The following is a 25,126-nucleotide window of genomic DNA, read 5'->3' as shown; positions in this document are numbered from 1 at the left end:
TCCCTCATTATTTAACAGCATTTTGTGCGTTCACTACCACTTTTGCAGGTCGAATCGAAAACAACGAAATAGCACAGACAAGAGCGCAGATAATTAATAAAGCAAACGCTGCATTATACGACCCGCAAAACGATTGTACTAAAAAACCAATAAGCATTGGTGTTAATACGCCGGCTGCTTGAGCCCCTGTATTAATAAAACCATTTGCTGAACCGACCACTGATTCAGGCAGCATTTTTAAAGGAGCTGAAGCGATTAAAATCACATTAAATGAAAACAGTAAAGTTACTGCGCTTTGAAAAACGATAAACATGCCTACGCTAGGTGAAATAGCCATTAAGCAAAGAAAAACGCCCATAAGTAAACCAAAAACCGCTGCTATCGTCTTGTCTTTTCCTTCTGGAAGCTTGTCTAAAATAAAGCCGCTAACAAACATTCCTATAATGCCTACAAATGCTGGGATAGCGGAAAGAAAACCGATGTCCGTTAAATTCAAATGTCTTACTTCGGCTAAATATGTAGGCATCCACGACATGAGCCCCCAGTTAATAGCGTAAATACTGAAATAGGCAATAAATAAATTCCAAATCATCGGGGTTTTGATAATTTCTTTTAATGTCATCTGCTTAGCAGGAATAGCAGAAGCCTCTCTTTTTTCCCCCTGCTGCTTTTCTTTTAGTAAAAAAACAAACAGAACTGTAATAACAAGCCCGATGGCTCCTATGATATAAAAGATACTTCTCCAGCTTATTGTTTGCATCAGCTGCGTCGCCAGAATCGGTGTCACCACGCCCATAATCGTACCTGACGATAACAAAAAAGACATGGCTCTACTGCGTTCTTGCTGAGGAAACCACCCTGCGATTCCTTTTGACGCAGATGGAAAATAGCTCCCTTCCCCTAATCCAAATAAAAAACGAATGATAATAATAGAAGCAAAAGACCAGGCCATTCCGGTAAAAACCGTAAACAAAGACCATAAAAGCACGGCGATTGTAATGACTTTTTTAAACCCAAAGCGGTCTGCTAGCCACCCACCAGGTATTTGCATCAGTGCGTATCCTGCAAAAAAACTGCTTAAGATGATGCCTGTAGAAGAAGCATTAAGGTGTAGATCTTTCGAGATATCTAAAATAGCGTAATTAATAATAAAACGATCTAAGTTTCCAAGCGACCAGCCTAAAAATAATAAAAATAAAATGATGTATTTCCAGTTCGACCTTGCTAGCATAAACTCGCTCATCTCCTTTTTATTCCATTTAATGTAATGTTTTGTAACAAATCGATTCGTTACATAAATATTAAAAAATTCTGACTATTTTTTCAATGTGTATTTCTATATAATAAGAACTATAACTATGTATTTTTTTACATTAAGTAGTCTATAAGGGGTTGTTAATATGAGTGATTTATTAGCTAATATGAAAGGTTATCTTACATCTATTATTAAAAACAGTTCTTATCAAATTTGGACAAGTATTGATTCTGCAAATTTTAACATGTTTTTTTCCAGTTCTTTATGCTCATCCCTGACTTACACTCCTCCCACTAGCCTACATAACGGCAGTGATTCCTTTCAAAAGCATATCGCATATGAAGAGTTCGAAGAAATTTACTTATCCTTTCCAAACCGGTATGCGTTTGTTGTTCGCATATTTGCTAAGCATGACTGGACACCACAACAAATAAAGAAGCTATCCGCTAACTTTTCTCCTTATGTGCTGCAAAAAAAGCTAGAGCGGCATGAGCACATTTTGAACGTACTTATGAAAAGTATTAAGGAAATTTCACTTTTACAAGACTCTGATTATCTATTAACAAGAATTCTAGAAAATGCTCTTTCAGTTATTTCTGTTGCGGATATGGGCGTGCTGTGGATGTTTGATTCTTCCACTGAATTTCTTTTGCCTCGCGCCTGGTCCGGGGGGCCAAACAATGAAATTCAAAACATGAAAATGAAAGTTGGCGAAGGAATTATCGGAAAGACATTTCAGCATAATAAAAGCTATATGTATACGAACTTAGAGGATATAGTACGCGATTCTTCTACTATGACTGACGATAATATTCACTATCTTAATCAGTCCTATACATTTACAAACATTCAATCTATTATTTCTGTCCCAATTTGCATGGAAGAACAAACGGTATGCGTACTCATTATTTATCAAAACGGTACAACTCCTCTTTTAAATGAAGAGGATAAAGAATTGTTAGAAAGCTTTTCCGATCAAGTTTCGATTGCTCTCTTAAACTCAGCGCTTTTTGAAGATGTAAAAAAACAAAATGAACTTTTAATACGCCGCGATCAAATTCATCGCACATTCATGAACGTTTCACTTCAAAGTAAAGGAATTGAACCGATACTTACCGAATTACGCCGAATGGTTACATCTCCCGTCACCATTGTAGATTTTGTTGATAATAAGACCTATGGCTTTTTAAAATTTCTTGATGTAGACACAAAAACAGCTGAATTTCACACGCATTTTCTTTTACATACAAAAGCTTGCTTTTATACTATTGAGTCACACAACCAGAAGCACAGCGTCTACATTCAACCGATACACGGCATTGATACGCTCTTAGGGTTAGTTATTCTGCAGACAAATCAAGAAGATCTTTCCTCTCTAGATCAAGTGGCACTCGAACAAAGCAGCTCTGTTATTGCACTAGAAATGCTGAAAAAACAAACGTTAGTCGATTTATTTTACAAGCGAACGCATGAACTATTTAGTGAATACTTATCATGTTATGACACCACTTTACTGTATCAAAAAGCAAATGAGCTAAACATTGATACAAAAAAGCATATTCTAGTCGCTCTTATTACCATTCGTTCACAGGCGGACCTCCAGCTCTTAAACTTACATCTTCATCGCCTTGTATCTGACATCAAATCGGTTTTCAGCTTAAAAGCGCCGGTCGTATACGGATTCGACACGAAAGTAACCATTGTATTCACGCTTGATTCTTATGAAGACCATCATGCTATTATCAAACAATTAGAAGATTCACTCTCAAAATGGCGTTACTACAATGAATGTCATGTAAAAATAGGGATTGGAAGTCGTTATTCTCACTTTACCCAAATAGAAAAAAGTTATAGTGAAGCTGAAAAAGCTGTCTCTTACCTTCTGTCTCAGCAGCAAGATGGATGCATGTTGTATGAGGAAATAGGAATTAACCGGTTATTTATTAATCAATCGAAAGAAGAAGTCAAAACCTTTATTGATGAAGTATTTGTCCCTCTTAAAAACAATCATTTGAACGATGAACCTTTAGAACAAACGCTAGAAGCGTATTTTGATAACAACCGCTCGGCTTCACTTACAGCTAAGCAGCTTCATATTCACGTTAATACACTCTATCAGCGGTTGAAGAAAATCGAAGATAAAATGAACATATCATTTACAAATAGTGAACATCTATTAAAAGTGCAGCTAGCGTGCTATTTGAAAAAATTTCACTACAGCTAAAAAACCGATTCTTATTTTTAAGAATCGGTTTTTTCAGTAGAAAGAACAGCTGCAATTGATTGCTTCCAGCGGCTTAGTACCTGTTTGGAATCATGAAGCTGAAATTGAATTCCTGATGTTAGAACGGCATATTTTGCGTAATCTTCTTTAACAGCGGCTACTTCTCCTGTAAATAACTCATAGCCTGACAACACAGGAGCTTCTTTTTTCAGCCAAAATTTAATGTAATAAGCTTTCCCTTCAACAACTAATGTAACGGTTGCCTTATGATTCTGTATCATGTTTTTTGCAGAAGTTGTACCCTTCCATACTAACAGCTTGACGCGTGAAGAGCTAATAGCTACCAGCTCTCCTGCGCTAATCATTGCTACATGAGGAAAACCCTCGGATGTCACTGTAGATAGCAACATCGCATCACGCTGTTTTCTTTCTAAGTCTTTTCCATTTAAAAATACGCGCACGGCTTTTGGCAGCTCTGCTTTATTCATTTTACTTGCCACCTTTGCTGATTAAGACCGGGGTGGCACAGGAGGCACGTGCGTTGCCAGCGGTACGTCTTTTGGATTGATTTTAAATGGTCGAGGGTATTTTTCAGGATTGGTGATCGTCTCGGGTTCAGAAGAACGCCAGGTAAACAAACACACGTTGCATAAGTAAATCTCCCAGGCTCCTTCAACTGGTGATTTAGATACTAAGTTCGCTTGTTTGGCTTCACATCTTGGACAAGTATGCATGTCGATTCCTCCTTGTTTATTTTTGCATCATATTCGTTAAGATTTTTTCCCATTTTTCAGTTTCAAGTGGTGTATCTAAAGGCTGCGAGTAGTGGCCTCTTGTTTCTGGTGCAACCGGTGTTGTAGCATCCAAAATCATTTTATCTGTAATACCAGCCGGATCAGATCCTGGATCAAGTGGCAGAACTGAGAGATTAGGCACTGTTATAACATCATGTTTTGGGTGCAATTTTGTCGATAGCGCCCACATGACTTGCGGTAAATTAAACGGATCCACATCTTCGTCTACTAAAATAACTAGCTTGCAATATCCTAATCCATGCGGCGTAGTCAATGCCCTCATACCAACCGCCTTAGCAAATCCTCCGTATCGGCTTTTCGTTGAAATGATAGCAACAAGACCATGAGTATACATCGCGTTCACCGCTTCAATCTCTTCAGGATATGCTTCTTTTAGCTGCTGATATAAAGGAACGCTTGTATTGATTCCAATTAAATAATCTGTTTCTGTCCAAGGCATACCGATATATAGACTTTCAAAAATAGGATCTTTGCGATGGTATACGCGATTGATTTTGATAACAGGCATGCTTCTGCCACCGGAGTAATGACCTGTAAATTCACCAAAAGGACCCTCATACTCACGTTCACCAGCTAAGATTTCTCCCTCTAAAATCACTTCTGCTCCCCAAGGTACATCTAAATCAGAAAGCTGAGACTTCACAATTCTGTACGGCTCACCTTGAATAGCTCCTGCCATTTCATACTCTGATTGATCGTAATGAAGCGGCGTAGCAGCTGCTGTGACAATCGCGGGTTCACATCCTAAAGCAATTGATACAGGGAGGTTTTCACCTTTTTCTTCGGCTTGTTTCAAGTGAATGGCAATATCATGCTGTGGCACGGGCTGAATGCCTAGACGGTCTTTCCCTTTGACCTGCATACGATATATACCTACGTTTTGTTTGCCGAAATGCGCCTTATCATGCTGATCACGAGAAATAACGCACGCTTTATCTAGATAATAGCCTCCGTCTCCTTGATTCAAGCGGAACAATGGCAAAAGGTCGAATAAGTTAATATCATCTTTAATTTCACACTCATGAAATGGCGCTGTTTCTTCTCTTTTCACTTTAACAGGAAATTTTTCATATCTCCGAGCAAACTCAAAGAACTGTTCTTTTACAGGAGTTGATTTAGGCAGTCCCATCATTAACGCGTGATTTGACCAGGAACCCATTACGTTTAGAGCTACCTTTGCGTTGTTATATCCATAAATATTTGTAAATAATAATCCCGGCGTTTGATCTCCTAAATTACTGATGGCTTGACCTGCTGAACCTAAATCCGGATCTGGCTGCACTTCATCTGTAATCGTCAGCAGCTGCCCTTCTTTATGTAGCGTATCAAGGAAATCTCTAAAGTCTTTATAAGCCATGTTTATTTTCCTCCTTGTGATAAATGTTTAATTCCATTCCATCTTTTTGCCTCAGGAAGCTCAATTCCTAATTGATCTAACGTTCGAACAGCAATATGCGTGACAATATCATCAATTGTCTCAGGTTTGTTATAAAAAGCTGGCATAGGAGGCACGAGGATAGCTCCCATTTTTGAGAGATCCAGCATGTTTTCTAAATGAATCGTATTCAAAGGCGTTTCGCGAGGAAGTAGCACCAGTGGCTTTCTTTCTTTTAACATCACATCTGCCGTTCTTGCTATTAAGTTATCTGCTAGTCCCATTCGAATAGATGCTAATGTTTTCATGCTGCAAGGACTTACAATCATTCCGTCTATACGAAATGAACCGCTCGAAATTTTTGCTGCTTGGTCTTGATATGAATAACAATAATCTGCTAGCGCTTCTACTTGCCTAACGCTATACGGTGTTTCCAGCTTAATTGTGGCATGAGCCCAAGACGACATGACTAAATGCGTTTCAACAGAAGCCTTCTTCAAAAGCTCTAAAATTCGAATACCTAGAATAGCTCCTGTGGCTCCTGTTATTCCTACAGCTATTTTCATTTCTTTTCCTCCTCTCTGCTTTGGTTACACATTTAACTTTACACTTATTTTCCATACAATTAAAATATTGATAAAGTATATAATAATACCTTTAAAGTATGGAGTTGAATATAGTGGAATTAAGACAGCTGCATTATTTTATTGTCATAGCTGAAGAATTAAATGTAACTAAAGCAGCCAAGCGTCTGCACATGGCTCAGCCTCCTTTAAGCAGACAGCTAAAGCAGCTCGAAAATGAGCTGGGCCTTTTGCTTTTTGAACGAAACAATAACAAGCGCTTATTGTTAACGGCAGAAGGAGAGCTTTTTTTAAAACGAGCGAAAGAAATTGTGCAAAGGGTCGAAAAATCAGTATTGGAAGTACAGGAATGTAAAAACGTAACAAATGAAAAGCTTGAAGTCGGATGTACAATCTACTGTGCATCAACGGTTCTCGATAAGCTAGCTCTTATTCAAAAACAGTATCCAAACAGTACTTTTAATATCTATGAAAACGAACCAGCTCATTTAAACGAGTTGTTGAAGGATGGAAAGATTGATGTAACAGTCACCACTACAGACTTACCTTGTCAACAGGTAAAAACAAAAACACTTGCACCAGATGTCTTTGTTGTAGCAGTTCCCAAAGAAAGTAGTTATGCAACAGAAAAGATTTCAGTCGCTGAAATCGCTTCTCTCCCTCTTATTCTTCTTCGTTCAAATCGGGAAATAAGCATATACAACCGCATTATAAAGGAATTTAAAAAGATGGATATAACACCTAACATTTTATGCGAATGCCATGACTCAGCGATGCTTCTTAATTTAGTATGTCGTGGCCTTGGTGCTGCTATTGTTCCTTATTCGATGCTATCTTCTTTTTCACTAGAACATATTAAAATTTTAAGCATAGAAGATAATCCATTTGTAATTGAGCCTTTAGTTACGTGGCGTACCGATAGTTATCTCCCCAAAATCGCTCAAGAATTTTTAAAGCTTTTTTAAGTATAGATGCACAAAAAAGGCTTTGCTAAAATAGCAAAGCCTTTTTTATTTTATATTGATATATGTGACTACATTAACCAAGAAATTAATAGCGGTAATGTAACAAGTGACATAATGGCACTAAGTACGAATGCTGAAGCTGTTTCACCAGCTAGGCTATCAAAGCGCACTGAAATCATCGCTGCTACAGCTGAACCTGGGAACGCTACTAATAACACTAATTTTACGATGTCAGCTGATGATAGACCCATTGCTGTTGCAATTCCTAACATTACAAGCGGCTGAATAGCCACTTTTAAAATCGCAATACCAAATGCCGCTGGGCTAAATTGAATTTTACGGATACCAATTGTTACCCCAACTGCGAATAGTGCCGCACCAGATGTAATTGAACCAATTTGATCTAAACTGCTTGATAGTAAATCTGGAGATTGGAATCCACATAGCACTAATACTACTGCGATTAACGGAACACAAGCTAACGGTTCAGAAAGACCGTGTAAGATTGATTTAATCGTTACTTTAAATAAGCTTTCTTCAGAATCCCCTTCACTTCTTTCGCGCTGTCCAACCGTACCAATAATAGTTGCTAAAGGATCAAGCATCGCATTTACTACGATACCCGTAATAGCGATTGGAATTGCTACTACATCCGCGCCAAACAAGCTACCTAATACGGGAATACCCATAAACGCAAACGTTGGCTGCGTAGAGTTTAAAGAGAACATAGACGCGCCTGTTAGTGAGTATTTGAATACATATTTTGCAACAAGTAAGAAAAGAACATAAAATCCAATAATACCAAGAACTAATGCTAGTAAAAACGGCCATTTTTCAATAAGCGTTTGTTTTGATGTTGTTGTAATACCAACGAATAGATGTGCAGGTAACGCAAATTTTGTTACAAGCGTATTTAACCCTTTAGATGTTGTTGCATCAAACTTTTTAAAATATCCTGCTAAATAACCTAGCAAAATAACAAAAAAGATTGGGGTTAAAATAATAAAGATTTGACTAATTTCCATTTTTGAACACTCCATTGTTTAGATTAGAATCAATCATATAAATTTGCTTTCTTAGAAAGATAATTATCTTCTAAGGCTTGTCTATGGATATTGTTTACGTCAGGCCATTCATCTCCCTTTTTGCTAAACATCTCTACAAATATGAAGTAACGTATAATGGTTCATGAAAACGCATGGACTTTGTTTTTCTACAATCATTTATTTACTTCGAAACTGTTCATTTAATCAATATCAAATCACATAAAACTTGTCATACAATACAGTAACTCTACAACCTTAGTAAAAACTTGTCATACAATCATGTTGTTGGCTTACTTAAGCTGAAAAAAAACACCTTCAAATGAAAGATGCTTAATCTTGTGACGAAAGAAAGCGACTTCTGATTGATGAGGAAGAATCTCTAAGAGTTTGAAACTCTCAGTTAAAAAGTTCCATAATTTCACAAAGTTTTTACAAACTATCTTACTTATTTGTATATTGCTTTCTGTGACGAATTTATGAACATGTTTTAACTTAACATTTGTAGGGGAATTATTCAATTACATTGCTTAAAATTTTAATGAAAAAAATATTTTAATCCTGTTTTTTTTACATAAAACGGATTAAAATAGTCATAAAGACCTATATATTATCGGTTAAAAAGAAGATGATTCATCTATCACCTTCTTTTGCTCACTTTATTTAATAATGACATTTTGATCATAACGTTACTTTATTTTAGCATCAATAATGGAAAAATTGTGTTCTTCTGAAAACCACGTTTTGATTTTTTCTTTTGCTTTCAGTTTAACATCTTCATCAATGTACATGGCAACTTGAATCAATGCAAGCCCCAGAGCTCCTATATCATCTGTAAATCCAACTCCTGCTGCAAAGTCCGGAATTAAATCTAAAGGAAGAATAAAATAACCTAACGCTCCTATAATCACTGCTTTTGCTTTTGGAGGAATATCAGGCTTTTGCAGCGTGTAGTATAAAAGCAGTACGGCATAAACAACGTTTGCTCCCGCTTTTTTACCAAACTTTTTAAGCTTGTCCCAAAATTTTTCTTCCGAATAATATTTGGCTGTTTCCTCTGTACGAACGGGTACAATTTCTTGTTTCTCTTCCATATCGATCACCCTTTCATCACCATATGTACTTATTATAAACGATTATCTCTACCGAATTCCATTGAGAGCTTAAACTCCATAAACCTGCACAAAGCAGGCTTATGAATTTTTTAATGAGTAATGCTTCATAACGATAGTAACTAAGTCATTCAGCGCCGTTTCGCTTTTAGAATGATTTTCAAACTGCTGAATGAGATCCATATGTTCAAGCAGCACTTCGTAATTACCCGTCATCTTTCTCAGGACTTCATATGCGGAACTATTCAAATCCACTTGTATTTTCAAATCCTCCAGCTGTACTAGATACTCATTCCAGCGCTGGTCTTGTTCTAGCAGCAGCCATACAATTTCTTTTATCGCCTTCCGCACATTGGACTCCATCTTTTCATCTCCTTTGATACACAGATATAACAAAGTCTATGAAAAAAACGAGCTTTTTCATTCCCGTATTACACAAAAAGAGTTTCTTTTATTTTATAACAAGCCCGCTTAAGAGCTCTTCCCATACTTTATCATCGCGCAGCACGTCCATTGAAAAAATAGGTGCATGTAAAACACATGTATAAGGCAAGTCCCAGTTAGCTTCGGACAAAAGTTCTTTTTCACTGTTTGTCAGCAGCAGTATATAGAAATCGTTTTTGACCATTCCCTTTAAAACATGCTCTAATTCTTTCGCTTCTTCATACGTTCCGCCCATACGAATAAACAATATACAAGAACTGGTCTCCATTGACGTTAAAAATCGCTCCGTTCTCCGTTCATATTTTTCTTTGACTTCATTATATGAAAGCCAGTTAGTCTCCGTATTAATAGACGACGGAAAATCATGAGCAGAATCAATTTGATACACCTTATCACGCAGTCTAAGCGTGGAACCATCTCCGAAAGAACTGATATAGGTTAAGTGTTCATATACAAATAAGTCTTTACAGTGATTTTTCAACAGCTGATTGACATGAGAAAGAGAAATGCTAATACACCAATCAATCACCCCGGCTTGTTTTCGCAAAGAATATTTTTTCATATATATCCCTGGAAAACAGTTATAGCCTAAACTGTATATCATATCGTACTGCTTGCTTTTTAGTTCATTTAAAGTAACCATATTCATCCTCCCTTCTTCTATAAAATATGACAGTCTTTTATAGAAAGAGGCGGCTTCTGCCTTATACCGTACAAGCTTTTTGCGTTTTAGGAGCTTGTGTAATAAAAGAGTAAGGAATTAAAAAAAACAACCGAAGCAAAATATTTTGGAACTCGAAAGATTCTTGTTAAAATACTTGTATTCCATTGAAATAACAAGGCCTATGAAGTCTTTAAAGAAAGAAGATGAAATTGATGAGTAAAGCATTAAAAGATATTCCGATTTCCGTGTTAGATCTTTCTCCTGTAGTTGAAGGAGGAACTGTATCTGACTCACTTAGAAATACATTAGATTTAGCTCAGCACGCTGAAAAATGGGGGTATAACCGCTATTGGCTAGCTGAACATCATAATATGACAGGTATCGCAAGCTCCGCTACATCTGTTGTAATTGGTCATGTCGCTGGAGGCACGTCACGCATTCGCGTAGGCTCTGGCGGCATTATGCTTCCTAACCATTCTCCGCTTGTTATTGCTGAGCATTTTGGTACGCTTGAATCACTATTTCCAGGACGTATTGATTTAGGCTTAGGAAGAGCGCCAGGGACAGATCAGCTGACAGCGCAGGCGCTGCGACGCGACCGCAGAAGCGACGGCAGTGACTTCCCAGAACAGCTGGCCGAACTGCAAGAATACTTTAAACCTGCTTCAGAAAGTCAGATGCGTGTTAAAGCTGTTCCCGGTCAAGGTTTAAATATTCCGATTTGGCTCCTTGGCTCAAGCGGTTTTAGCGCACAGCTTTCTGCACAGCTAGGCCTGCCATTTTCATTTGCAAGTCACTTTTCGCCTAATAATACAATGACAGCTCTTAACATGTACCGTCGTTATTTTAAGCCGTCCGACGTGTTAGAGAAACCATATGCAATGTTAGGTGTAAACGTAATCGCTGCTGATACAGATAGAGAAGCTGAACGCTTGGCTACTTCTATGCAACAGCAGTTTCTAAATTTAATTCGAAACACACCGGGTAAACTAAAAGCTCCTGTGGATAATATGGATGAACTATGGACTGACTTTGAAAAAGCTTCTCTTCAACAGCAGCTGGGCTCTTCTATTGTCGGAAGTCCTGAGACGATTAAAGTCAAGCTTGAACAGTTTATTGAAGAAACAGAAGCAGATGAACTGATGGTTAACGCTCAAATTTACGATCACAAAGCTCGCCTTCGTTCGTACGAAATTGTTTCTCAGCTGTTCAAATAATAAAAAGGCCGGACACGTCCGGCCTTTTTATTTGCTTTCTACTGCTTCAAGAAGTAAATCTGCAAGATGAACGGCCCTTACACTTTCTTCTACTCCTTCTCTGACTACGCCTAGCTTCATTTGAATGAGACAGCCCGGGTTTGCTGTTACAATTGTATGGGCATGGGCTTCTTTCACTTTTTCCATTTTATAATCTAAAATTTGCATAGACATCTCTTGTTCCGTTAAGTTATAAATACCAGCTGATCCGCAGCAATGAGCCGCATTTTCCATTTCATTAAACACCGTTCCGTTAATCGCTTGGATCAGTTTTCTCGGTGCGCTGGACGTTTTCATCACGTTTCTTAAATGACACGAATCTTGATACGTAATAATTTGACTTGGGAGCGATAACTTTTGTCTTTCTACAAACTGCTGCTGCAATAAAATCTCTGAGAAATCTTTGACTTTTGCAGAAAAGACCGCTGCTCTTTCTTTCCATTCCGGCTCATCTTTTAATAGATGATCGTATTCCACTAACAGCGCACCGCAGCCGCCTGCATTAAGAACAATATCATCCGCTTGAATGGATTCAAACGCCATAATATTTTGTTTTGCTAACTTTTTTGCCTGATCTTTTTCTCCGCCGTGCGCATGCAGGGCGCCACAGCACGTCTGCACTTCTGGTATAACGACCTTACACCCCGCTTTTTGTAAAAGTGCAATCGTCGCGTTGTTTGTTTCCATAAACATCGTGTCCATTAAACACCCTGTAAAAAAAGCAACCGTACGCTCTCTTGTTCCTTCTGCTTCAAATAAAAAAGGGCGTTTCTTCATTTCTTTTTTTGTTGGCACAGGCGGAAGCGTTTTTTCCATTTGTGCTAAATTACCGGGCAGGACGTTTAATATATTTGTTTTTTGAACAGCTTTTTGCAAGCCGCTTCTTTGATAGAAAGCAAGCAGAGAATGTACATTTTTTAATCGTTCTTTATGCGGAAAAAGCTGTTCAAACACCATATGCCTGAGCGCTTTTACCGGCCATTTATGTCGTTTTTTCTGCTGAATAATATCACGCGCTTCTTCTAATAAGTGTCCGTACTTCACACCCGAAGGACAAACAGGCTCACACGCTCGGCAGCCAAGGCAAAGGTTCAATTGTTTTTCAACGGATTCATCCGGTTCAATAAGCCCATCTACAACTCCTTTCATCAAAGCAATTCTTCCGCGCGGTGACGCTGCTTCATATTGATTGGTTTGGCCATACGTCGGACAGCTTGGCAAACAAAAACCGCATCTCATACAATTCATTAACTCGTCATAATCTAACCGTTCTTTAAACGCTTGCTGAATGTCTTTTGTTGCCGTCATGAACGAACCACCACTCTTTTTCTCGTGTCTTTAGCAAAAATTTTTCCTGGATTCATAATTCCTTGCGGGTCCAAAGCATACTTAATTGCTTTCATCGCAGCTACTCCTTCTCCGCCCATCTTCAATGCTAAATACGGTGCTTTCATTTCTCCGACTCCATGTTCACCTGTAATCGTTCCTCCAAGCTCAATGGCTTTATGAAAAATTGCTTCAAAAGCTTGTTCGACTCGGTGAATCTCCTCTTTGTCACGCGCATCTGTTAAGCAAGTCGGATGCAGATTTCCGTCTCCCGCATGACCAAACGTACAGATTTTAACGTTGTATTTTACAGCAATTTCATTAATCGCTTTGACCATTTCACTAATTTTGGACCGCGGAACGGTTGCGTCTTCTAAAATCGTCGTTGGCTTCATTCGTGCTAAAGCAGAAAGAGCTGATCTTCTTGCTGTACTTAACGCTTCTGCTTCTGCTTGCGAAGCCGCTACTTTCACCGATACAGCCTTTCCTTCGCTGCAGATGCGTGAAATCATTTCAATATCGCGCTTCACCACTTCTGGCGGGCCATCTTGTTCAATCAATAAGACAGCGTTTACATCAGTTGGAAGCCCAACTTGGGCAAAATCTTCTACTACTTCACACGTCGGCTGATCTAAAAATTCAAGCGTAGCCGGAATAATCTTATTGGCGATAATTGCTGAAACCGTCTTAGCAGCTGCGTCCATGTCTTCAAACAGCGCAAGCAGAGTTTGTTTTGTTTCAGGTATTGGAATGAGCTTTAAAATCGCTTCTGTCACGACGCCCAGCGTTCCTTCAGAACCAACAAACAAGTTCGTTAAATCGTAGCCAGCTACATCTTTAGCCAGCTTGCCTCCTGTCTTAATACAATCGCCGTTTGCAAGAATTACTTCAAGACCAAGAACGTAATCTTTTGTTACTCCGTATTTTAAGCCTCGTAATCCTCCTGAGCATTCATTGATGTTTCCTCCAATGGTTGATATTTTCATAGAACTTGGATCAGGAGGATAAAATAAACCTTTTGCCTCTACGGCATTAATTAAGTCTAACGTAATAACACCCGGCTGCACGGTAGCGGTTAAATTTTCTTCATCAATTTCCAAAATTTTATTCATTCGGTTAAAGGTAAGAACAATTCCGCCTTGCGTTGGACACGTTCCTGCGCTTAGATTTGTGCCTGAGCCTCTTGGCACAATAGGAACGTGATCTTCGTTGCATATCGTTAAAATTCTTTTCACTTGATCTTTGTTTTCAGGCATAATAACTGCATCAGGAAGCGACTGAAAGTTAGGGGTTGCGTCATAAGAATATACGAGTCTTGCTTCACTGCTATCTTGAAAGTTGGCCGACCCTACAACTTCAACGAGCTTTGCTTTTGTTCGTTCATTAAGCATAACGTTCCTCCTTGTATGTATCTCTTACTCTTATTATAGTTGCAGAAGCCATGAGGGAATATGGATAAAGAACTAAAAAAAAAACGCTTTAAAAACTTATTTTTTGTATGTTCATCTAATGAATAGCGTACTTATTCTAGTAGAGACAGCGCAAGGTAAAAAAGCGTGAGACCCTTTACACTTTTAGGATCAATGTCTGTGAGCTCTTTCATTTGCTTCAAGCGGTAATGAAGCGTATTGATATGAATATGTAAATCAACTGCCGTTTTTTTTAATGATTGATCATTGGATAAATAGCATTTCAACGTTTCGAGAAGCTCTTTTTCTTTTAAAAGAGCGGAAAGCACTCTACTTAAGAATTCCTTTTTTACAGGTTCAGAAACGTCTTCTAAAATCATATCCATCAGCAGTTCCTCATAAAAAACAACGGTTTGACGTTTTGAAGCTACTTTAAGCGCTTTTTTTGCTTCTTCATATGAAGCATGCAAATCAAATTGCTCCGCTGGCTTTCCTATACCAATAGTGATGATAACTTGGTTGTTTGCTTGAATGTACTGCTGACATTTTTTTAATTCTTCTTTAAATCCTTGTCTTACCTTTTCACCTACCGCTTCTTTCAGTAAAAGTAAGCGATCGTATCCCCAATTTGCGATATAATCTCCTTCACCTTTATGACTTTCAAACCAGTAGCGAATCATTTCTTGTACCTGCTGCTGCTTCTTTTTCGAAAGAGATGAGTCAATTTGAAAGAGCGTGCAGCAATAAGGACTGTCTACTTGTACTCCTAAAATATGACCTCGTTCAATAAATTCTGCATCTACCTGCTGGCTATAAATCCATTCACGAAAAAAAGCTTCTACTCCTTTATTTTCCCATTCCTTTGTTTCTATGTAGTATGCTTCGCGAATAATTAACTCTGTTAATCTTCGAATAATATCTGCAAAAGGCTCAACAGCTTCTGGAGTACCTGTAATGCCAATAACGCCAATAATGTCTCCTTGATAACTGATAGGCAAATTAATTCCTGGCTTAACTCCTTTTAAATCTGCTGCTTCTTTTTTAGAGATATATAGTTTTTGCTTTTTTTGCATCACGTTCCACGCGCCTTCGTGAAAAAAACCAACCCGCTTTTCTTCTGTTGATGCAATAATAATTCCGCGTGGATCCGTTACAATTACATGTTCTTTCATCACCAGCTGTACTTCTTTTATAATTTTCTTCGACAGTTCAGAAACTAGCTGCACGTTGTTTACACCTCACCTATCATCAATTAAAAGAGCTGAAAGAATGGTTTTCTCTCAGCCCGCTTTTTTTATTATGCGTTCACTTTTTCAGCTTTTTTTAGCACGTTAAAAAACTCTTTCATAAATTTAGGTAAATCCGGCCAAGCTTGTCCGGTTACTAAGTTTCTGTCTACGTGGAGCGTCTGTTCAACAAATACAGCACCCGCCGCTTCTACTTCCGGACGGCAAGCAGGATACGCTGTCACTTCTCTGTCTTGCAGATACTCTCTAACCGTCGTTAACACGAGCTGACCATGACAAATAACGCCTAAAGGTTTGTTTTCTTTTAAAAAATGAGCAGCAATTTCCTGAACTTTTGTGTTCATTCGAATGTATTCAGGCGCCCGTCCTCCAGGAATAATAAGACCATCATAATCGGCAGGATCCACTTCATCAACAGAAGCATGAGAATCAATTTTATATCCCGTTTTCTCTGTGAATGTTTCCATCTCTGGAAGAAAATCATGAACAACCGTTTGGAGCTTCTTTTTCACGGGAGAGGCAATGGTACACTGAATATCTTCTTCTAAACAGCGATAATACGGATAAAAAACTTCTAAAGCCTCCACGGCATCTCCTGTTAAAATCAAGACACGTTTACTCATCTTTTATCACCTTTTCTTTTAATGTCGTCATTTACTTCTTCTCGCAAGCTGCTTTCCATTCCTGCTTTTCCCCTATGAATAATAAAAAAAGCAGGGCCTTCATTCCTTTACTAGGAATGTCAGCCTTGCTTTTTATCTTGTACTCTTTTTAATTCAGCTGTTAATTCAATAAACCAAGCTTCGTCTTTTGTTAGCAGCGCAAGATCAATCAATGAAAGAATCTGCTCTTCGTGCGCCGTTTTTTGAAGGGGCAGCTTCTCTATTTTTTCATCCATCATGCCAATGGTTGTGCCGACCATTTTTTCATCATCACTTTTCACTACATTGATTAGTGCGGCTTTTTTAGATGGATTAATCGTTTTTATATATCCGTATATAAGTTCACCGTCGCGAGACTTTCCTTTGACCCAGTCGCCTACTTTTAAATTTCCTTCAAATAGCTTCACAGTCATTCTCCTTTCTTCATAAACATGCTAAGAATTAATGTAACGGCATATAGTATTCTAGAAAGTAGTGTAATCATAATACTTACAGTTTAGAAAGTCAAAGAATCTGTTTTAGAGCAAAAGGCTCGATATACAAAATCAGTGCAACAATAAAAAAATCCGAACGATTTATCGTTCGGATCTTTCTTCAACTACACTCAGCCTCTTTATTTGTTATACGAGTCCAGTTAAGCTGTAGATTCCAATGATTAAGAAACATGCAAGCGTTTTTATAACAGTGATGGCAAAAATATCTCGGTAAGACTGCTTGTGGGTTAATCCGGTAATAGCAAGCAGGGTAATAACGGCTCCGTTATGAGGAAGCGTATCCATACCGCCTGATGCCATCGCTACAACTCTGTGCATAACTTCAGGAGGAATATTGTATTGATTAATAGCTTCTACATACTTATCTCCCATCGCACTAAGCGCAATTCCCATACCTCCAGAAGCGGATCCTGTAATACCGGCTAAAATGTTTGTCGTAACGGCTCCATTGACAAGCGGATTTGTAAAGGTATGTGAAATACCATCGCGAACGGTTGCAAAGCCAGGAAGAGATGAAATAACGCCTCCAAAGCCATACTCAGCTCCCGTGTTCATCGCAGCGAGAAGCGCTCCGCCAATACTTGCGTTAAGACCCGCTTGGAAACCGGTGGTCACTCTCTTCCAGTCATACGCAATCGTCGTAATAATTCCAATAACAAGTGCTAACTCCACTGACCAAATACCAACAACTGCGGTTAAATCTACTTTTCCGAACGCTTCAAGGCCAATTTTGGCAAAATCAAAACCGTCTGGGTACCACTTTGGAATAGAAACAGTAAAAAATTTGTTTGCAACCCCTACAAGCACGAGCGGAACAAACGCTAAAACCTGTCTTGCTACGCTAGGTTCATATTTAGGTTCTGTAGAAGGTACAGACTCTTTTTCTAGCTCTGCAGCAGCCGCTAGTTCATTATTAAATCCGTAGTAGCCTTCTCCAGCTTTTCTTGCTTTTTTGCTTCGGCTTTCTAAATACCAAAGACCTAAGCTAAAGACAATAACCGATCCGATAATCCCCAGTGTCGGAGCAGCATAGATGTCTGTTTTAAAAAAAGTCGTTGGAATAACGTTTTGAATTTGCGGTGTACCGGGAAGTGCATCCATGGTAAACGAAATAGCTCCTAATGCAATCGTTCCCGGTACTAATCGTTTTGGAATATTCGCTTCGCGGAATAAGTTAGCCGCAAACGGATAAACTGCAAACGCAACAACGAATAAACTTACGCCGCTGTAGGTTAAGATTGCTCCCATTAAAACAATCGCCAAGATCGCACGTTTAGCCCCCACGACTTTAACAATTGTTTTCGCAATCGATTCAGCGACTCCAGACATTTCAACCATCTTCCCGAAGACTGCTCCTAATAGAAAGACAGGGAAGTAGTTTTTAATAAATCCAACCATTTTCTCCATAAAAACGTTTGAGAAAAATGGGAGTGCATAGCTTGGTTCCGTTAAAATAACGGCTAGCAGCGCACAAAGTGGAGCAAACAAAATAACTGAAAATCCGCGGTAAGCAACCAGCATCAAAAGCCCCAGAGACAGCAAAATAATCAGCAAATCCATAACGTTTCCCCTTTCATCCCTCATTCAATTTGTCTTGAATTTATCTTATTTCTTATAAAGTGCAGACTCAAACTCATATTCATAGGACGTGTAATAAAGCTGAATAACTTCTTCTGCCGTCGGTACGATCGGATGATTAGCAGGACTTCCGCTTTGAATCGCATCCGCTGCCATTTTCTCAACCGCCGCGTAAAACAGCTGTCGATCAATGCCCCACGATTGAAGATTAGGAATCTCTAAGTCGATACAAAGCTGCTTAATGGCTTCAATTAACACATCTGCTCCTTCTTTTTTTGTATATGATACGTTCGGAAAAAGAGCTTGTCCTATTTCACCTAAACGATCGATTGAAGCCTCTTTTGTATAGTCCAAAACCGCAGGCAGGAGCATCGCGTTAGAAATACCGTGCGGCACATGGAATAACGCGCCAATAGGTCGTGACATACCGTGCACTAGAGCAACGGATGAATTTGAAAACGCCATCCCCGCAAGCATAGAAGCATAGGCCATTTCGTTTCTTGCTTGAACATTTTCTCCATTTCTGTACACAAGACGAATATTTTTCATAATTAACTCAATTGCTTGAAGAGCAAGTGAATCCGTAAAAGGATGTGCTTTTTTAGACAAATACGCTTCGACCGCATGACTGAGTGCATCAATTCCTGTAGCTGCCGTTACGTGTTTTGGACATGATAGAGTTAATAACGGATCAACAATGGCTGTATCAGGCAATAATTGAGGCCTTGCGAGCATCATTTTTACATCGTATGCCGTGTCTGTAATAACCGTCGCTTTCGTCACTTCTGAGCCCGTTCCGGCAGTCGTAGGCACGGCAACCAAAGGAAGAGGGCTACCTTGAAAATCTTGTTGATTTTGAAAATACGTTCGTAGATGCCCTTCATTTGTCATCATAATGGCAACCGCTTTTCCAGTATCGATACAGCTGCCTCCCCCTAAGGCAATAACCACATCGCACTGCTCCGTTTTACATATGGCAAGCGCTTCATCTAGATGAATATCTGTCGGCTCTGAATTTACGCCTGTATACACGGCACAGTCCATGCCAGCCTCTGCTAAGTAACGACGACAAGTTTCTACATTGCCTGCTTTCGCCATAACGTCATCACTTATAAGCAATGCCTTTGTCCCAAGCAGTGCAGCCTGCTCTCCAATTTTAGAAAATGATCCTTCTCCATATAAAACCGTGCGTGGTACAAGTAGTTCATAAATTCCCACTGTTTTTCCCCCTTTGTTATCTCGCTGACAATCTCTCCTTCCGTATTTTCATGCTGACTTATGTAAGCGATTTCATTTATTTGTGCAAAAAACCAACATGAACTTCGTTTTTCTCCCCTATTTATTCTCTTTTTGTATACCCCTTTCCTCTTTCATTCTAAAATTTCATCTTATATTTTTCAATCTTTTTTTGTAACTTTTTAAAAATTACAAAAAAAGCCAGAGGTATTCTCTGACTTTACCATTTAAATAAACTTTTGAACAGTATTATTTCGATTTAATTTATAAATCGATAGCAGGAAAAAAACGAGTGCAAAAGCTAGTAAAATGCTGATATTTAACCATAGGCTGCTTAATGCGGCTCCTTGTTGAACACTTTTCAACGTGCTTAATACCCACGTTTGAGGAAGAAAGTCGGCTATTTTCTGCATCACATCCGGCATAAATTCAGGAGGGAAAAAGCACCCTGACAGTAAACAAGTTGGCGTAATAATAAGCGTTTGAAGGCCGTTTGCCGCTTTTGAGCTTTCTGTAAAAGCAACGATTACAAGCGACAAGCCGATGGCTACTAGCCCAAACAAAACTAAAATAAAAAATAGCTGCCACACAGGAATGTTCATATCTACGTGAAAAAGAGTCGTAATACAAACAAGTGTAATCATTACTTGCAAAGTTAATAAAATCATATTTGTCATAACATTAGATATCACGTATTGCCTTGCACTGACTGGCGAAGCTAGTAGTCTAAAATACGTGCGCTGCTCTTTTTCTTTTGTGATAAGAGCCGATAGATTTACGGCAGAAAAAAGCATAAACATAATTAAATACCCAATTGTCTGCTTGACAATGTTTTGATCGGTTCCTTTGTCTTCAAGTGCATGCGTGGAGACGTGGAATGGCGCTTTTTGATAACTCTCATACATTTGTTTAAACGCAGCGTCATTGCCGCCTGCTGCTTGATTAAGCGCAGAAACATTATCAATATATTGATACAAATAAGACTTAATAAAGCCCGTTACTTCTGCTCCTTTTATCGAAGTAATCGTAATATGATCTGGTTTGTTCGCTTTGACGCTTTCAAAAAACCCTTTTTCAAAAGTAATAACAGCATCAACTTTCTTTGACGTAATCTCATGATCCACTTCTTTGTCAGTGAGCATTTTAACATTTGTTTTATGCAGCCCTTTTAAAAACTGAACGGTGTCTTTTGAGATATCCGTTGAGTCGTGATTGACAACTCCGATATTCACCGAAGTCCCTGCTGTATTTCCATAAATAAGAACGGACATCAAAATACCTGCAATAGGCAAACCAATAACAAGTACAAGCGTCCTTTTGTTTCTAAGCAGCATATTTCTCAGCATATTTGTGACAAGCCACATGATATTTTTCATGTTATAACCCCTCTCTTTTTCTCAAAAGCACAATGGCTGTGCCCAAGAATAAAATAGAGAAGCCTACATTCAACCCGATAACTGAAAGAGAAGCGCCGATATCATTTGTATAAATCAATTTAATAAGTCCATTATTCATCCAGGTTAAAGGTGATACATTGACGAAGCCTTCTCCAGATCCATTTTGAAAATAGGTTCCTCCCACAATACACGACACTTGAATCACAACCATAATAATTGCTCTTGACGCCGCTTCCGTCTTCGTAAGGTAGCTAACTCCTAGTCCAAAGCTAATGGCAAAAAGAATTTGAGATACTAACATTACGAGTACTAAGAGTAAATGATCTCCCCAATTCGCATCAAAAAAATATTTAGTCGACATAATGACGACTAATACACAAATGGCGTGAACCAAAACAGTGCCTAAAATTTTCCCGACAAAAATTTCAGCGGTTTTAATCGGTGCGGCTACTAATCGAATTGCTGTATTTCGCATACGCTCTCCTCTAATTAAATAACTCGCTGAGATAGATCCGTACAAAACAATCATGGTGGTCATTGAAATAGCGTAGTAGTCTATTGAATTTGGCTGTTTTTGAGAATGAAGGGATGTTTCTTGAATATAGTCATGCTTAGACGCACGCAGCAGGTTCTCGACTTGCTGAGGATTTACTTTGGCCACTTCCATAGCCACGTTATACTTATCAACAAATGTACTTAACATACCTTGCACCACGTTAAATTCAATGCTGTTTTCTTCATTTCCGTAGAGATTAATGCCTCCGTCTTTCACTTCTACATAAGCTGTATAATGCTGCTCTTTTACTTCTTTTTTTCCATCTTGATCTTTTTTCAACGCTTTAAAGTGAATGCCCGATTTTTCTGCATGTGCAGCAAACTGCTTAAAAGCAGCAGATTCTTCATTACTTGTGTCGATTTTATAGAGAACATAGCTATCGTCTATCGTCATGTCGTTATTAAAGGCTTGAGACAAAGCTGTTCCTAAAATAAGGACAAGAGCTAGCGGAAAAAGAATCATAAAGATAAATGCACGCTTATCTCGCAGATCACTTTTCATTTCTTTCAAAGCAATTGCAATAATATTCATTCGCTATTCCTCCTTTCTTTTATAAATCTCTTAGACTGCGTCCTGTGAGCGTCAGAAAGACCGTCTCTAAATTAGGGGCTTGCTCCTTGACTGCTTTAATTTCGATATGATGCGTCATTAAATAATGAATGACCTTGTTTAAGTTATTCACTTCGGCGCTTGAATTAATTTTAATGATTCCATCTTCATACGTAACGGCTGTTACGCCTGGAATTTCCTTTAGACCGCTGCAATCTATATCGTCTGCTTCTTTTACTTCAATCCAAATGTCTTTTGTATCGGTGATAATCGCTTTCAGCTGTTCTTTTGTTCCTTCAGCAATAATTTTGCCGTGATCAATAATTGCAATTTTTGTACATACCTCTTCTACTTCTTCCATATAGTGACTCGTATAAATGATTGTGCTTCCCATTTCATTTAGCTTTTTTACAGATGTTAAAATATAATTTCGCGACTGAGGATCAATGCCAACCGTCGGTTCATCCATAATGATCAGCTTAGGGCGATGAGCAATTGCGCATGCGATATTTAACCTTCTTTTCATTCCTCCTGAAAAGCTTTTCGGATACGCCTTTTGTTTATCTAAAAGCCCTACAAACGCTAAAGCTTCTTCGACTCGTTCGCTAAGAAGTGACCCTCTTAATCCGTAGAGTCCTGCAAAAAACTTCACATTTTCATAGGCTGTCAAATCTTCATAAATCGCTAAGTCCTGCGGAACAATTCCGATGTTCATCTTTGCGAAATTTCGGTGTTTCTTTATATTTTTCCCAAGTACTTCAATATCGCCGCTGTTGCTTTGAAGAAGACTAGCTACCATATGAATCGTTGTGCTTTTTCCTGCTCCGTTTGTTCCTAAAAACCCAAATATATCTCCTTCTTCTACTTGTAAAGATAAATTATCTACCGCAATAAAATCTCCAAATTTCTTTGTTAATTTTTGAATGGATAATACGTTCATCATTTCACCTCTAGTGTGTTGGTATATCCTTATTTTATGAAAAAAAGGCAAACTTACGTCAGTGCATAAGTTCACCTTTTCCCCATGAGAAATCTCATTATTTACGTATGAAGTTTCTCACCTATCGGCAGCAGTGTGGTAACAAAAAATCCGTTTGTACCGTCGACAATCACCGTTCCGTTAATGGAAGCAGCGCGCTCTTCCATTCCTGCTATGCCAAGTCCTTTTTGAAACAAGTGAGCGCCTTTTCCATTGTCTTTGACTTCTACTTTCACCATTTTATTTAGTACGTGAAGCTCAATGGCAATCATCGTTGCTTCTGCATATTTCAAAGCATTCGTAATAGCTTCTGTTATATTTTCATGGATAATTTTCCACTGAAGAGGCGTGATAAGATCTAAATTCCCTTTGTATACAAGAGGCATTGCGATACTATGCTTAGCCTCAAATTCACCAATAAATAATTTAAGACGGCTGATTCCTATTTGCTCAGCGGGAGGCTTTATACTTTTTAACGTTAACCTAATTTCTTCAATGCCTTCTTTCGAAATCGTAATCGCATTTTGAAGAAGAGACAGCGCTTTTTCCTCGTCTTGCTTCATTACGTGCTTTGCTGCCTCCATTTGAATAAGCGCTCCTGTCATTGAATGACCAATCTTATCATGAATTTCCTGCGATAGTCGATTTCGCTCTTCTAATTTTGAAGCATATTGAGACTGTCTCACATACTCTTTATTTTCATTCACGTGCTTTTGCAGCTTTTGCATACTTACTCTCATTTCATCAAGCTTTTGTTCATAATTGTTTGTCCGCTTTTGATAGATAGCTGCTCCTGTGTAAATAAAAAAAGTAAACGCAGCGACTAACACATACAGAGCTCTACTATCAGAGGGAACTAGCAGTACTGGAAGCAATACAAGCAGCACCATCCATTTTTTTAAGATTGATTCTCCAATAAGCTCACAAAGGTTTAGCGGCAAAAGAAGAAAAAACAAAGGATGAAGTTGATACGCACAATATAGAATAAGGACAATTGAAAAAGCAATAAGCATGCGCTTGAACGCGCTCTTTTTCACAATAGACGCGGCGATATTAACACAGCTGTAAAGAAGCAGTGCTAACACAATAGCTGAAATGGAGTGTACATAATTAAACTGAATGTACGTAATAGCCAAAAACAGCATGAGGATGAGCTTGGTCATCATTAATCCGACTTCCATAGTCCTACTTCCCTTTACCGGTTAAATAGTAAATAGCAATTTGAGTACGGTGCTCAAGTCCCGTTTTACTTAAAATCGAACTAATATAGTTTGCTACGGTACCTTCTGAAATAAAAAGCGTTTTAGAAATTTCTTTATTTGAAAGCCCCTTGGCAATCAGCGTCATAATGCTTGTTTCACGCTCGGTAAACTGTGTCATATCCGCTTTGGACTCGCGCTCAGTTGCAGCGTTTAAACTTGATTTAATTTTATCAAGCACAACATCTTGCAGCACCGTATGTCCGTTGAACACACTTTTGATTGCGTCTCGAATGCGCTCTGGCTCTGTATTTTTTAACAAGTAGCCTTTAGCTCCGTTTTTTACAGCATCAATAATATATTCATCGTCATCAAACGTAGTTAAAATAAGCGGCTTTGCTTTCGTTGACTCTGAAATAAGCTTTGTAGCCTCTACACCGTCCATAACAGGCATTCTTACATCTAACAATGCAATATCGACGGAGTGATTCTTGCAATATTGAACGGCTTCTTGACCATCTTTTAAAGTAGCGACAACGTCGAATTCCTCGTATGTATTTAATATAATTTTCATTCCTTCTCGAATAAACGAATTATCATCTGCAATAATAATAGTAATTTTCATTTCTGCAAGTGAGAAGATCTCACTTTTTTTCACATCCTTTTTTCACATCCATCCCGATGCTTCTCATTTATTGTAGCCATAATAAACCAAAAGTTCAATGCGATAGTTTGCAGTCTTTCTAAGCACTAAAAA

General features: G+C 38.5%; 24 protein-coding genes. 3 read left to right on the top strand and 21 right to left on the bottom strand.

Annotation, left to right across the window (positions count from 1 at the left end):
• Positions 1-7: 7 nt before the first annotated feature.
• Entirely contained in the window at positions 8-1,231 is a 1,224-nt protein-coding gene (locus WKH56_RS15300; protein ID WP_310883872.1) for an MFS transporter, read from the bottom strand.
• A 169-nt stretch (positions 1,232-1,400) separates the two neighbouring features.
• On the opposite strand from WKH56_RS15300, the gene WKH56_RS15295 reads away from it, so the two are divergent.
• Positions 1,401-3,479, top strand: coding sequence for a helix-turn-helix domain-containing protein (locus tag WKH56_RS15295; protein ID WP_063247859.1), 2,079 nt, complete (start codon positions 1,401-1,403; stop codon positions 3,477-3,479).
• Positions 3,480-3,496: 17 nt separating this feature from the next.
• On the opposite strand, the gene WKH56_RS15290 is transcribed toward WKH56_RS15295, so the two are convergent.
• The 4 genes from WKH56_RS15290 to WKH56_RS15275 are packed head-to-tail and all read right to left on the bottom strand — an operon-like array spanning position 3,497 to position 6,235.
• Entirely contained in the window at positions 3,497-3,967 is a 471-nt protein-coding gene (locus tag WKH56_RS15290) for a pyridoxamine 5'-phosphate oxidase family protein (protein WP_028413105.1), read from the bottom strand.
• A gap of 21 nt (positions 3,968-3,988) precedes the next feature.
• Positions 3,989-4,213 (bottom strand): non-oxidative hydroxyarylic acid decarboxylases subunit D, encoded by a 225-nt coding sequence (locus WKH56_RS15285; protein ID WP_028413104.1) that lies wholly within the window; start codon positions 4,211-4,213, stop codon positions 3,989-3,991.
• 16 nt (positions 4,214-4,229) lie between these two features.
• Positions 4,230-5,651 (bottom strand): non-oxidative hydroxyarylic acid decarboxylases subunit C, encoded by a 1,422-nt coding sequence (locus WKH56_RS15280; protein WP_275211063.1) that lies wholly within the window; start codon positions 5,649-5,651, stop codon positions 4,230-4,232.
• 2 nt (positions 5,652-5,653) lie between these two features.
• Positions 5,654-6,235 carry a non-oxidative hydroxyarylic acid decarboxylases subunit B gene (locus tag WKH56_RS15275; protein WP_028413102.1) on the bottom strand — a complete coding sequence of 194 codons (582 nt, stop codon included), beginning with the start codon at positions 6,233-6,235 and terminating at the stop codon, positions 5,654-5,656.
• 113 nt (positions 6,236-6,348) lie between these two features.
• Here WKH56_RS15275 and WKH56_RS15270 point away from each other — a divergent pair, with 113 nt between their 5' ends.
• Positions 6,349-7,218: a LysR family transcriptional regulator gene (locus WKH56_RS15270; protein WP_342836131.1), complete on the top strand. Its 870-nt coding sequence runs from the start codon at positions 6,349-6,351 to the stop codon at positions 7,216-7,218.
• Positions 7,219-7,286: 68 nt separating this feature from the next.
• Here WKH56_RS15270 and WKH56_RS15265 read toward each other — a convergent pair whose 3' ends face one another.
• From WKH56_RS15265 to WKH56_RS15250, 4 genes are all read right to left on the bottom strand, one after another.
• Positions 7,287-8,243 carry an AEC family transporter gene (locus tag WKH56_RS15265; RefSeq protein WP_028408284.1) on the bottom strand — a complete coding sequence of 319 codons (957 nt, stop codon included), beginning with the start codon at positions 8,241-8,243 and terminating at the stop codon, positions 7,287-7,289.
• 707 nt (positions 8,244-8,950) lie between these two features.
• Entirely contained in the window at positions 8,951-9,355 is a 405-nt protein-coding gene (locus WKH56_RS15260) for a YkvA family protein (protein WP_221833933.1), read from the bottom strand.
• Between the two features lie 99 nt (positions 9,356-9,454).
• On the bottom strand, positions 9,455-9,736 hold the full coding sequence (locus WKH56_RS15255) for a hypothetical protein (protein WP_013083437.1): 282 nt from the start codon (positions 9,734-9,736) through the stop codon (positions 9,455-9,457).
• An 88-nt stretch (positions 9,737-9,824) separates the two neighbouring features.
• Positions 9,825-10,460, bottom strand: coding sequence for a DUF1796 family putative cysteine peptidase (locus WKH56_RS15250; protein WP_275211061.1), 636 nt, complete (start codon positions 10,458-10,460; stop codon positions 9,825-9,827).
• 233 nt (positions 10,461-10,693) lie between these two features.
• Here WKH56_RS15250 and WKH56_RS15245 point away from each other — a divergent pair, with 233 nt between their 5' ends.
• Complete coding sequence (locus tag WKH56_RS15245; RefSeq protein ID WP_168760869.1) at positions 10,694-11,698, top strand: LLM class flavin-dependent oxidoreductase; 1,005 nt, start codon at positions 10,694-10,696, stop codon at positions 11,696-11,698.
• 27 nt (positions 11,699-11,725) lie between these two features.
• On the opposite strand, the gene WKH56_RS15240 is transcribed toward WKH56_RS15245, so the two are convergent.
• The 12 genes from WKH56_RS15240 to WKH56_RS15185 all read right to left on the bottom strand — a co-directional run bounded on the left by WKH56_RS15240 (position 11,726) and on the right by WKH56_RS15185 (position 24,994).
• Positions 11,726-13,045 carry a (Fe-S)-binding protein gene (locus WKH56_RS15240; protein ID WP_033579188.1) on the bottom strand — a complete coding sequence of 440 codons (1,320 nt, stop codon included), beginning with the start codon at positions 13,043-13,045 and terminating at the stop codon, positions 11,726-11,728.
• Entirely contained in the window at positions 13,042-14,454 is a 1,413-nt protein-coding gene (glcD, locus tag WKH56_RS15235) for a glycolate oxidase subunit GlcD (protein WP_063247857.1), read from the bottom strand. The genes WKH56_RS15240 and glcD overlap by 4 nt, the downstream gene beginning before the upstream one ends.
• Positions 14,455-14,585: 131 nt before the next feature.
• Positions 14,586-15,698, bottom strand: a complete 1,113-nt coding sequence (locus WKH56_RS15230) for a CdaR family transcriptional regulator (RefSeq protein ID WP_063247856.1) — start codon at positions 15,696-15,698, stop codon at positions 14,586-14,588.
• 71 nt (positions 15,699-15,769) lie between these two features.
• Positions 15,770-16,342: a DJ-1/PfpI family protein gene (locus tag WKH56_RS15225; protein ID WP_013083443.1), complete on the bottom strand. Its 573-nt coding sequence runs from the start codon at positions 16,340-16,342 to the stop codon at positions 15,770-15,772.
• A gap of 119 nt (positions 16,343-16,461) precedes the next feature.
• Positions 16,462-16,794: an IDEAL domain-containing protein gene (locus tag WKH56_RS15220; protein ID WP_205689613.1), complete on the bottom strand. Its 333-nt coding sequence runs from the start codon at positions 16,792-16,794 to the stop codon at positions 16,462-16,464.
• Between the two features lie 207 nt (positions 16,795-17,001).
• A complete protein-coding gene (locus WKH56_RS15215) occupies positions 17,002-18,435 on the bottom strand; it encodes a GntP family permease (RefSeq protein WP_048019181.1) in 1,434 nt (477 codons plus the stop codon).
• A 45-nt stretch (positions 18,436-18,480) separates the two neighbouring features.
• Entirely contained in the window at positions 18,481-19,671 is a 1,191-nt protein-coding gene (locus WKH56_RS15210) for an iron-containing alcohol dehydrogenase (RefSeq protein ID WP_115654099.1), read from the bottom strand.
• Positions 19,672-19,916: 245 nt separating this feature from the next.
• Complete coding sequence (locus WKH56_RS15205) at positions 19,917-21,065, bottom strand: ABC transporter permease (RefSeq protein WP_063247855.1); 1,149 nt, start codon at positions 21,063-21,065, stop codon at positions 19,917-19,919.
• Position 21,066: 1 nt separating this feature from the next.
• A complete protein-coding gene (locus tag WKH56_RS15200; protein ID WP_063247854.1) occupies positions 21,067-22,173 on the bottom strand; it encodes an ABC transporter permease in 1,107 nt (368 codons plus the stop codon).
• Positions 22,174-22,192: 19 nt separating this feature from the next.
• The gene (locus tag WKH56_RS15195) at positions 22,193-23,131 is read right to left on the bottom strand and encodes an ABC transporter ATP-binding protein (RefSeq protein WP_028413090.1); all 939 of its coding nucleotides are present in this window, start codon (positions 23,129-23,131) and stop codon (positions 22,193-22,195) included.
• Between the two features lie 101 nt (positions 23,132-23,232).
• Positions 23,233-24,351, bottom strand: a complete 1,119-nt coding sequence (locus WKH56_RS15190; RefSeq protein ID WP_063247853.1) for a sensor histidine kinase — start codon at positions 24,349-24,351, stop codon at positions 23,233-23,235.
• Positions 24,352-24,355: 4 nt separating this feature from the next.
• Positions 24,356-24,994, bottom strand: coding sequence for a response regulator (locus tag WKH56_RS15185; RefSeq protein ID WP_028408271.1), 639 nt, complete (start codon positions 24,992-24,994; stop codon positions 24,356-24,358).
• Positions 24,995-25,126 lie beyond the last annotated feature (132 nt).

It is taken from the genome of Priestia sp. SB1 (genome assembly GCF_038898415.1).
The sequence above is the reverse complement of the archived record's forward strand: the minus strand, read 5'-3'. Positions and strand labels throughout refer to the sequence as shown.

Coding starts and splice junctions, on each gene's coding strand:
- WKH56_RS15195 (WP_028413090.1), bottom strand. CDS start 23,131: ATGAACGTATTATCCATTCAAAAATTAACAAAGAAATTTGGAGATTTT.
- WKH56_RS15295 (WP_063247859.1), top strand. CDS start 1,401: ATGAGTGATTTATTAGCTAATATGAAAGGTTATCTTACATCTATTATT.
- WKH56_RS15250 (WP_275211061.1), bottom strand. CDS start 10,460: ATGGTTACTTTAAATGAACTAAAAAGCAAGCAGTACGATATGATATAC.
- WKH56_RS15255 (WP_013083437.1), bottom strand. CDS start 9,736: ATGGAGTCCAATGTGCGGAAGGCGATAAAAGAAATTGTATGGCTGCTG.
- WKH56_RS15215 (WP_048019181.1), bottom strand. CDS start 18,435: ATGGATTTGCTGATTATTTTGCTGTCTCTGGGGCTTTTGATGCTGGTT.
- WKH56_RS15300 (WP_310883872.1), bottom strand. CDS start 1,231: ATGCTAGCAAGGTCGAACTGGAAATACATCATTTTATTTTTATTATTT.
- WKH56_RS15205 (WP_063247855.1), bottom strand. CDS start 21,065: ATGAAAAATATCATGTGGCTTGTCACAAATATGCTGAGAAATATGCTG.
- WKH56_RS15280 (WP_275211063.1), bottom strand. CDS start 5,651: ATGGCTTATAAAGACTTTAGAGATTTCCTTGATACGCTACATAAAGAA.
- WKH56_RS15265 (WP_028408284.1), bottom strand. CDS start 8,243: ATGGAAATTAGTCAAATCTTTATTATTTTAACCCCAATCTTTTTTGTT.
- glcD (WP_063247857.1), bottom strand. CDS start 14,454: ATGCTTAATGAACGAACAAAAGCAAAGCTCGTTGAAGTTGTAGGGTCG.
- WKH56_RS15260 (WP_221833933.1), bottom strand. CDS start 9,355: ATGGAAGAGAAACAAGAAATTGTACCCGTTCGTACAGAGGAAACAGCC.
- WKH56_RS15185 (WP_028408271.1), bottom strand. CDS start 24,994: ATGAAAATTACTATTATTATTGCAGATGATAATTCGTTTATTCGAGAA.
- WKH56_RS15190 (WP_063247853.1), bottom strand. CDS start 24,351: ATGGAAGTCGGATTAATGATGACCAAGCTCATCCTCATGCTGTTTTTG.
- WKH56_RS15290 (WP_028413105.1), bottom strand. CDS start 3,967: ATGAATAAAGCAGAGCTGCCAAAAGCCGTGCGCGTATTTTTAAATGGA.
- WKH56_RS15285 (WP_028413104.1), bottom strand. CDS start 4,213: ATGCATACTTGTCCAAGATGTGAAGCCAAACAAGCGAACTTAGTATCT.
- WKH56_RS15240 (WP_033579188.1), bottom strand. CDS start 13,045: ATGACGGCAACAAAAGACATTCAGCAAGCGTTTAAAGAACGGTTAGAT.
- WKH56_RS15225 (WP_013083443.1), bottom strand. CDS start 16,342: ATGAGTAAACGTGTCTTGATTTTAACAGGAGATGCCGTGGAGGCTTTA.
- WKH56_RS15220 (WP_205689613.1), bottom strand. CDS start 16,794: ATGACTGTGAAGCTATTTGAAGGAAATTTAAAAGTAGGCGACTGGGTC.
- WKH56_RS15200 (WP_063247854.1), bottom strand. CDS start 22,173: ATGAATATTATTGCAATTGCTTTGAAAGAAATGAAAAGTGATCTGCGA.
- WKH56_RS15245 (WP_168760869.1), top strand. CDS start 10,694: ATGAGTAAAGCATTAAAAGATATTCCGATTTCCGTGTTAGATCTTTCT.
- WKH56_RS15275 (WP_028413102.1), bottom strand. CDS start 6,235: ATGAAAATAGCTGTAGGAATAACAGGAGCCACAGGAGCTATTCTAGGT.